9 protein-coding genes and 1 riboswitch are annotated in these 8,842 nt (G+C 34.2%); of the genes, 6 read left to right on the top strand and 3 right to left on the bottom strand.

The genetic code is table 11. The features are described 5' to 3' along the window. A partial coding sequence (locus ACKI67_RS10290; RefSeq protein WP_407463443.1) for a nitroreductase family protein occupies positions 1-338 on the bottom strand: 338 nt, incomplete at its 3' end. A gap of 238 nt (positions 339-576) precedes the next feature. On the opposite strand from ACKI67_RS10290, the gene ACKI67_RS10295 reads away from it, so the two are divergent. Further along, on the top strand, positions 577-2,457 hold the full coding sequence (locus ACKI67_RS10295) for a YhgE/Pip family protein (RefSeq protein WP_407463444.1): 1,881 nt from the start codon (positions 577-579) through the stop codon (positions 2,455-2,457). A 92-nt stretch (positions 2,458-2,549) separates the two neighbouring features. Continuing rightward, complete coding sequence (locus ACKI67_RS10300) at positions 2,550-4,067, top strand: hypothetical protein (protein WP_407463445.1); 1,518 nt, start codon at positions 2,550-2,552, stop codon at positions 4,065-4,067. 238 nt (positions 4,068-4,305) lie between these two features. Here the strand turns inward: ACKI67_RS10300 and ACKI67_RS10305 are convergent, their stop codons facing one another. Further along, complete coding sequence (locus tag ACKI67_RS10305) at positions 4,306-4,641, bottom strand: hypothetical protein (protein ID WP_407463446.1); 336 nt, start codon at positions 4,639-4,641, stop codon at positions 4,306-4,308. Positions 4,642-4,692: 51 nt separating this feature from the next. Beyond that, on the bottom strand, positions 4,693-6,318 hold the full coding sequence (locus tag ACKI67_RS10310; RefSeq protein WP_407463447.1) for an ABC1 kinase family protein: 1,626 nt from the start codon (positions 6,316-6,318) through the stop codon (positions 4,693-4,695). A gap of 167 nt (positions 6,319-6,485) precedes the next feature. On the opposite strand from ACKI67_RS10310, the gene ACKI67_RS10315 reads away from it, so the two are divergent. The 4 genes from ACKI67_RS10315 to ACKI67_RS10330 all read left to right on the top strand — a co-directional run. Next, positions 6,486-6,773, top strand: coding sequence for a hypothetical protein (locus tag ACKI67_RS10315; RefSeq protein ID WP_407463448.1), 288 nt, complete (start codon positions 6,486-6,488; stop codon positions 6,771-6,773). A 1-nt stretch (position 6,774) separates the two neighbouring features. Then, positions 6,775-7,047 (top strand): hypothetical protein, encoded by a 273-nt coding sequence (locus tag ACKI67_RS10320; protein WP_407463449.1) that lies wholly within the window; start codon positions 6,775-6,777, stop codon positions 7,045-7,047. Positions 7,048-7,231: 184 nt separating this feature from the next. Continuing rightward, positions 7,232-7,381: riboswitch (FMN riboswitch) on the top strand. 160 nt (positions 7,382-7,541) lie between these two features. Beyond that, positions 7,542-8,183 (top strand): 3,4-dihydroxy-2-butanone-4-phosphate synthase, encoded by a 642-nt coding sequence (ribB, locus tag ACKI67_RS10325; protein WP_407463450.1) that lies wholly within the window; start codon positions 7,542-7,544, stop codon positions 8,181-8,183. 143 nt (positions 8,184-8,326) lie between these two features. Next, on the top strand, positions 8,327-8,842 hold a 516-nt coding region (locus ACKI67_RS10330), incomplete at its 3' end, for an FAD-binding protein (protein ID WP_407463451.1).

Here is an 8,842-nt window from a genome sequence, read left to right on the forward strand (position 1 = left end):
GGATTATTATAATTTTTAGGACTTCCCATTCCTATCCAACAGGTCCCTATTCCTTTGCTTTGCAAGAACAAGTCCACCTGTTGAAATATAAATCCAACATTTTGATAGTAATTCCCCTTTTCCTCACTAAAAATAGCTATATAATGAGGAGCTTTCCATCTCATCATTGTAGAGATGTTTTCTGTAGGAAGAATTTCATAACTCCATTTTATATTTGGATTCAACTCCTTTGCATTGTCTATAAAATCCCTTATTTCGTCTAATGTTTCATTATCAAGTGGTGTGGCATCATAAGATCGAATAGATTGCCTTTTGTATATTGTATCTTCAAGTTTCATTTTATCACTGCCTCTCTAAAAAGGATTCATTCTTCAAATATATCAATAAAACGCTTGTCTAAATATAGTTTTTAATAAAATATGATTTAAATATATTGAATTAATTGCAAAAAATAATAAAAAAAATAATAAAAAAATGTTGAAGAAAAGTTGAAAAAAATTATAAAAAAAATAATATATAGGTAAAAACTATAATATATAATGTTATTTATTTATAAACTAATATTATGGGGAAAATATGAGTAGAAAAGATCCTTTAATGATTGCGGAAATAATGAAAAAAAATTTTAAAGGCGCATTTTCAAATCCAATAGTGATTATAGTGCTTATTGGTGTTATTATTCTTCCTTCCCTTTATGCTCTTTTGAACATACAGGCATGTTGGGACCCTTATGGAAATACAGGGGATGTTCCATTTGCAATAGCTAACCTTGACAATGGATCATCATTCAATGGAAAGGATATAAATGTTGGAAATGAACTTGTTGACGAACTGAAAACTAATGATAAATTTGAATGGACATTCGTTTCTGAGGACGAACTGCGAAGGGGAGTGTATAACGGAACGTATTATGCAGGAATTGTCATACCGAAAAACCTGAGTGAAAACATAGTGTCAATTACCAGTGACAATCCTGAACAGGCAAAACTTGAATACATCGTTAACATGAAAACAAACCCTGTAGCAACAAAATTAACCGATTCCGGTGCAAATGCTGTTTATACATCATTGAATGCAAAGATTGTCGAAATCATAGATGTTGCAGCATATAAAAAACTTCAGGAACTTCAATCAGGCCTTGCTGAAGGTGCAGCGAAATTAGCAGACGGAGGAAATCAGCTTAAGGCAGGTTCTGCAAAGGTATCTGCAGGAGCTGGCCAAGTTAAAGCTGGTGAAGGCCAAGTTGAAGCAGGTGCTTCAAAAGTTAAAGCTGGAGAAAGCCAGGTTTCTAATGGTGCAAACCAAGTTAAATCCGGAGCCTCTTCAGTAAATGATGGTGCACAACAGTTAAAGAAAGGTTCAGCAGCATTAAGTGATGGTGCAAAACAGGTCGAAAAGGGTTCAGAGGAATTGGAAGCTGCAGTAGACCCATCATTAATACCTGACGGACCAATAAAAGACTATGCAGAAGGAAACGTAAAGCTTGCTGAAGGAAGCAGTCAATTAGCTGAAGGTGGAAGTCAATTGGCAAACGGTGCAGGTCAATTGGCAGATGGATCAATGAAGCTCGCAGACGGTTCTGTAGCTGTTGCTGATGGTGCAGGTCAATTGGCAAACGGTTCAGTAGAACTTGCAGACGGTTCAACCCAACTTGCAAAAGGTTCATTAAGTCTTGCTTCAGGAGCAGAATTGCTTTCCAACGCTGCAACAGGTGCATTGTTTACCGCATCCAATTCATTGGGATCAACTGCAGACATGCTCGGCGGACTTACAGGAATAGATGATGATGAATTAGGAGATTATGTATTCTCCCCAGTAAAATTGGATAGAAATGAGTTGTTTTCCGTAAATTCATATGGTTCAGATGTATCCCCATTCTATCTTGTCCTATCCATGTGGGTCGGTGCAGTAATCACCTGTGTAATGCTTAAGCCTGGAACCAGTCAAGGAACCAAATATTCCCCATTTGAAATGTACTTCGGTAAACTCTTGACATACATCATAATGAGTATACTTCAGGCATGCGTAACAATCATCGGAGCATATATTTTAGGTATTCAAATTGTCAATCCATTGCTCTTCATCTTTTCAGCAATACTGGTATCTGTAATATTCATGATTCTGATATATTCAATAATCTCTGCAATTGGAACAGTGGGAAAGGCGATTGGAGTTATTCTTTTGGTACTTCAGATTTCCGCAACTGGAGGAATCTATCCAATTCAAATCATGGCCCCATTCTTCAGAGTGCTGTATCCATATATGCCTATGACCTATGGAATCACATTGGTTCGTGAAGCGCAGCTTGGTGTGGTATGGTCAAACTATATTCCAGCATTGATTATACTCTTGATCATTGGATGTGTAACAATTACAGCAGCAGTGCTTATTAAGGAAAAATTAGACAAACCTTCCCATTACTTTGAAGAGAAATTGGAGGAAAGTGGATTGTTCTAAATTAAAATCCAGATTATTGATAGGGGTTCAACCCCTAAATTCTTTATATAATAAAAATTATCAAAATTATCAAATAAAACATGAGGGAAATTATGAAATTCAAAAAGAGTCTTCTGCTAATATTCCTGTTAATAGGTTTTATTGCAATTGCAAGCGTATCAGCAGAGGAAATTGATGATGCAACATCACCAATAGAAGACACTTCGATTGGAGATTCCGAAGAGATAATAAGTGAATCTCCGCAGGAAGACATCATTGCAGAAGAAAACGACGAAGTGGATGATACAACAGAAGATCCGCAGATAGAGGATGATGGTACATTTACTGCATTGCAAAAAAAGATTTTAGAAGCAGAAGATGGAGCTACAATTACTTTAGATAAGGATTATACCTATGATGAAGGATTCAGCAATAGAGGAATTCGAATTTTAAAGGACATAACCATTAATGGAAATGGCCATACCTTAAACGGAGCATCCAAATCAAGAATTTTCTTAATACATTACGGTGTCATTTTCAGCAATAAGGTTGTCTTGAACAACATTAAATTCACCAATGGAAAAACCGACCTTTATGGTGGAGCAATATTCAATTATGGAAATTTAACTGTAAACAACTGTGTCTTCACAAATAACAATGCAAAATACTGTGGTGGAGCAATCAACTCTGTAGGATACTTGAATATTAAGAACTCCAAATTCACCGGCAACGTTGCAGGAGGAGATGCAGGAGCAGTTTTCAGTTTTACAATAGACAAATCAGTTGAATTCTTCACTGACTTATACAAGGATAAGACACCTGAAGGAAAAATGGAATTCTTAGACAATTTGCCATTCAATCTAAGTTTCAAATATGGAACAGATCATTTCAAAAATTGTACATTCAAAAGCAATGTGGCAAAAGGTCGTGGCGGTGGAGCAATTTATGGATTCACACATTTGGATATCAGTTCCTCTACATTTGATTCAAACAATGCAAGCGAACATGGTGGAGCTGTATTTGCAAACAAGAATTTGAAAATTGCAAATTCCAAGTTCAACAACAATAAAGTGGCTAAAAATGGTGGAGCGGTTTATTTCAGATGTCATGAACAAAGCGGAAACTATGTAAACAAGACTTGGGTTCCAAAGATGAAATACTACTCTGGAAATATCACCAATTGTGCCTTCAGCAAAAACACTGCCAAAAAAGGAGGAGCAATTTACGGATTTTTAGATGTGGACTCTGATAAAAAACGCTTGAAAGTGAATAAATGTAATTTCACTGCAAATAAGGCAAACTCAACTGGTAGAGATGTATTAGGTGGAACCTGTACAAACTGCATATACAATTACATTAAATTGACTTCAAAAAATAAAACCATTAAAAAATCCGCTAAAAAATTCACTTTAACTGTAAAGCTTACTAAAGGAAAAACCTTGCTTAAAAACAAAAAGATCACATTCAGATTCAAAGGCAAAAACTATACTGCAAAAACCAACTCAAAAGGAATTGCAAAAGTCACAATCAAAAAAAGTGTGATTAAAAAGCTTAAAGTAGGCAAGAAATACACTGTAAAAATATCTTATCTTAAACACAGCATTAAAAGGACAGTTAAAGTTAAGAAATAAGATTAAAATTAAATTAGATACCTTATAATTTAAGGTATCACCTTTCTCTTTTTTTAAATAATTTTTTAAACTGAATTAAAAAGTATCATCATTCTCTTTTTTTAAATAACTATAATAAATTAAATTAAAAAATAGATAGAAACAGATAAAACAGATAAAAAATAGTTATAAACTAATTAAAAATATGTAAAAAAAATAAAAAAATAAGAAAAAGAAATAATTGAAAATAGTTAAAAAACTATTCTTCAGCAGCTTCTGCTTCTTTTTCAGCTTCAATTATTTCTATTTGATTTTCAAACCATGGGAGAATGTCTTCATCTTCAGCATGGTATTCAGCTTTAGCCTGTTCGAATTCTGCTTTTGCATCATCAACAGAACCTTCTTGAGCTTTTACCAAAATAGAAGCTAAAATAGCATTCAAGTCGTTTGGAGCTTCTGCTTTCCATTCATCAATGATTTCTTTCAATTTAGCAAGATCTGCTTCTATTGGCTCTTTATTAGCCTTTAAGTCTTCAAAGAGTTTCATGAAGATAATTGCTTTTCCTACTTTTTTTGCTGCACTTTTAATACCCATATTAAACCTCCTTTATATAATCTAATAATTGAATTGTTATTTTAATGTTATCTAATTGTCAAATATGACATATTTGAGAACAATGTAAAATCCAAGAACTGCACTTAACAAGAATCCAAATAGACCAATTACAGAAATGTCCCACATTTTTGGTCCGCTGTTTGAAAGAATAGCTAAGGATGAACCGATAATAAGTGCGGAAATGATCAATGATGCTGAAAGCTGATTCTTAAGTTCAGTCAATCCTTTAAGTTCCAAATTGACTTTTATTTCCCCTTTCTCTATTTTAGTAAGGGTTGAATTTACCCTATCAGGCAAATCCTTCATTAAATGTTCAACATCCAAAAGATAGTCATAGCTTCCTTTTGCAACATTGACAGGATTGAACTTATTGACAACTAATTTTTTAGAGAATCTTTGAAGTGCCTCTCCAATATTGAAGTCCTTGTCCAGATTATATCCTATATCTTCAATAAGTGCCACTCCTCTTCCAATCATAACGAATTCCCTTGGAAGGGTTACTCCATGCTTGATCATGGTGTTGATTAATTTTTCCAAAACACCATCCATTTGGTCCAAGTCAGCACCAATATAACGATTTACCAAATCCTCGATATCCATTCTTAACTCATCAGTATCCTGTTCCGGAGAGATGATTTTCATATAAAGCAATTGCTTGACAAGACTGTTAGCATTTCCACCTAACAACAATAAGAGCAATTGTGCCAAATCAGCACGGAATGTTTCATTTAATATTCCCATCATTCCTAAATCAATGTAACAGAGCTTTTTCTCTTTTTTATCTATAATCATGTTACCTGGGTGAGGGTCTGCATGGAAAAATCCGTCTAACATCAATTGCTTGAAATAGGATTCAACTATATCATCTGCAATTTTCTTGCCTGATATTCCATCAACCTCATTGTCATACAACTCAGTGACATTATATCCTTCAACAAGCTCCATGTTGATAAGTCTATTGGTACATAGTTTTGGATATACCTTAGGATATTTTACATAATCATGGCCTTCAAAGTTTTTGGTAATCTTTTGAATGTTCATGACCTCTTCCATATAGTCAAGTTCCTTGAAAATGGACCTTTCAAATTCCTTGATGATTGCAGGTAAATTGAAGGTTCTTGTTTTTGTAATGTACTTGTCTGCCTTTTCAGCGAGAGAAACCATAATCTTTACATCAGCTGCCACGAGCTCATATGAACCTGGCTTTTGAACCTTTACAGCTACCTTTTCGCCATTTTCCTTCAATACAGCCCTATATACCTGACCGATTGATGCTGAACCGAGTGGCTCCTCTTCAAACTCAGAGTACACTTCATCCAATGGCTGGTCAAGTTGAGTTTCAATCACTTCCTTGATCTCTTCAAATGGAGTGACAGGAGTGTTATCCCTAAGCTTTGTTAGTTCCTCTGCAATGTCATTTCCAACAAGGTCCGGCCTTGTACATAATAGCTGACCTAATTTGACATATGCTGGACCTAATTCTTCTAAAGCCTTTCTTAAACCTGAAGCATCTAATTCTTCATCATATTCCCCTTGAGCAGGGTCTTTAGGTTTTCTAGATTCGGAAATTAACTCTGACACATTATACTTCTTAGCAACGCTATAGATTTCTTTAATCCTTTGACGGGTTTCCTTTCTTTCATCTCTTGATGCCATAATATCCTAACCTAATTTTAATCATTAAATGTTTTTGAACTATAATGAATTAAGTATTAATTTTCAAGTCCATATTAATAATAGTTTATGTTTTTTTTATATAAATAAATAATTATTAAATATAAGGTTGACAAATATACTTATGTTAATAAAAAATAGGTGAAAAAATGTTGGAACAATATATGCCTTTTATAGGTTTGATAATTTTTGGTAACATAGAAAACCTCATACTTGCCTCTCAAGGTGTTGTTGAAGGTGTAGACCCTAAAACATTAGGGATATTAAGCATATTTGCTGTAATTTTCTGGTTATTCCTTGGTACTGTAGCTACCGATTTTGCTATGCAATATTCAAGCATAATAACATTCATTGGAGGGCTTGCAATATTCCTTTTAGGTATAAAAGCAATATGGGATGCTGTAAAAAATATCCAAGCCAAAAAAGGAGGCGAATAAGATGGTAAATTTAAGAGATTACGCTCCATTTACAGCATTATTAATATTTGGAAACATAGAAAACTTAGTCCTTGCGTCACAAGGTGCTGTTGCACATGTAAATCCATTTATTTTAGGATTCTTGAGTCTCATTGCAGTAGTCGCATGGCTATTGGTTGGTACCTATGGAACAAAAATAGCTATCAAATATGCAGATTACATTGAAATCTTAGGTGGATTGGCTATCATTATTTTAGGTCTTCAATCTATGCTTGAAGCACTTGGAATATTATAAAAAAGACAGTATTTTTATTAATAAGATTTAATTTATAAAAAAATTAAAAAAATTTTATTAAAAGAATTTTATTAATAAATCTACATTATTCTTTAAATAAATACATTGTTATTTTTGATAAAAAACCAAAATATATTCTTTATATATAAAAAAGTATTTTAATCACTAACAATATATTTTAATATACAATTCTCAGGGCGGAGTGAAATTCTCCACCGGTGGTGATTCATTAGTGCAAAAATTTATTTTAAAATGATAAGTCCACGAGCACAAGTGTGTTGATTTGGTGAAAGTCCAAAACCGACGGTGATAGTCCGGATGGAAGAGAATATGAGTTTAAAGTAAATAGGTCTAGATAACTCTATGTTTGATTATAGAGGATAACTAAAATCTAAATAAAATTAATTTACTTAAAAATAAATATCCTTTTTTTGCCCTGATTCTAGTAACTAGAATTAGAAAACTTTTATTTTAAACAACTAAGGAGCTTTACTATGAATCATGAAGAAAGTTTAAAAGGAAGTCCTCAAGAAAGAGTGGAAATAGCATTGGATGCAATTAGATCAGGAAATGGAGTCATTGTAACTGATGATGAAGATAGAGAGAATGAAGGAGACATGATCTTTTCATCAGAACACTTGACTGAGGAGCAAATGGCACTTCTCATAAGAGAAGGAAGTGGAATCGTATGCTTATGCTTAACTCCTGATAAGGCAGATGAATTAGAACTTCCTTTAATGGTAGAAAACAATACAAGTACCTATGGTACTGGATTTACAATAACAATTGAAGCAGCAGAAGGTGTAACCACTGGCGTATCTGCAGCAGACAGAGTAAAAACCGTTAAGGCTGCATCAAATCCAGATGCAAAACCAAGCGATTTAAACCACCCAGGTCACGTATTCCCTCTTAGAGCTAAAGAAGGAGGAGTGCTTGAAAGAGATGGCCACACTGAAGCGACCATCGACTTGATGAGACTTGCTGGTCTTAATCCTGCTGGGGTATTATGTGAAATCACATTGCCAAATGGAACCATGGCAAGAATGCCAGATGTTATTGAGTTCTCAAAAGAGCATGACATGCCTGTTGTAACAATTGAAGACATTATACAATATCGTAAAGAAAACAATGTATAACCCCAATCAAAATTTATATTAAAAAAATACTAGCAAATAGATTAAAAAAACTAAAGAAGGGAGATTGAGAGCAAGCTTTTTGACTTCGTCAAAAACCTTGACCAAAATACTTTACTTTAAAAAAAAACTAAAGAAGGGAGATTATGGAGATTAAAACTATCACAACTGATGTATTGATTATAGGTTCTGGTGGTGCTGGCTGTAGAGCAGCAATTGAAGTATCCAATCAAGGAAAGGAAGCATTGATTGTTTCAAAAGGATTGTCATTTAGATCAGGTTGTACTGGAATGGCTGAAGGTGGATACAATGCTGCACTTGGACTTGTGGACCCAGAAGATAGTGTTGAAGCACATATAAAAGACACCTTAAAGGGTGGTAGCTACCTTAATGACCCTAAATTAGTTGACATTTTAATCAATGAATCACCAGACAGACTCAGAGACCTTGAAGAGTACGGAGCACTCTTTGACAGACAGGAATCAGGTGAATTGAATCAAAGGCCATTCGGTGGTCAGACCTATAGAAGAACCTGCTTCCAAGGAGACAGAACAGGCCATGAAATCATGACTGCACTTAAGGAAGAAATCATCAAGCGTGACATTAAGACCGTTGATGAAGTGATGATTACAGCACTTATCAAGGATGACTCAAACAACCTC

This window comes from Methanobrevibacter sp., assembly GCF_045577275.1.
GTDB lineage: Archaea > Methanobacteriota > Methanobacteria > Methanobacteriales > Methanobacteriaceae > Methanobrevibacter.

Excerpts from the sequence above, each read along its gene's own strand:
- ACKI67_RS10295 (WP_407463444.1), top strand. The coding sequence starts at position 577 with ATGAGTAGAAAAGATCCTTTAATGATTGCGGAAATAATGAAAAAAAAT.
- ACKI67_RS10300 (WP_407463445.1), top strand. The coding sequence starts at position 2,550 with ATGAAATTCAAAAAGAGTCTTCTGCTAATATTCCTGTTAATAGGTTTT.
- ACKI67_RS10305 (WP_407463446.1), bottom strand. The coding sequence starts at position 4,641 with ATGGGTATTAAAAGTGCAGCAAAAAAAGTAGGAAAAGCAATTATCTTC.
- ACKI67_RS10310 (WP_407463447.1), bottom strand. The coding sequence starts at position 6,318 with ATGGCATCAAGAGATGAAAGAAAGGAAACCCGTCAAAGGATTAAAGAA.
- ACKI67_RS10315 (WP_407463448.1), top strand. The coding sequence starts at position 6,486 with ATGTTGGAACAATATATGCCTTTTATAGGTTTGATAATTTTTGGTAAC.
- ACKI67_RS10320 (WP_407463449.1), top strand. The coding sequence starts at position 6,775 with ATGGTAAATTTAAGAGATTACGCTCCATTTACAGCATTATTAATATTT.
- ribB (WP_407463450.1), top strand. The coding sequence starts at position 7,542 with ATGAATCATGAAGAAAGTTTAAAAGGAAGTCCTCAAGAAAGAGTGGAA.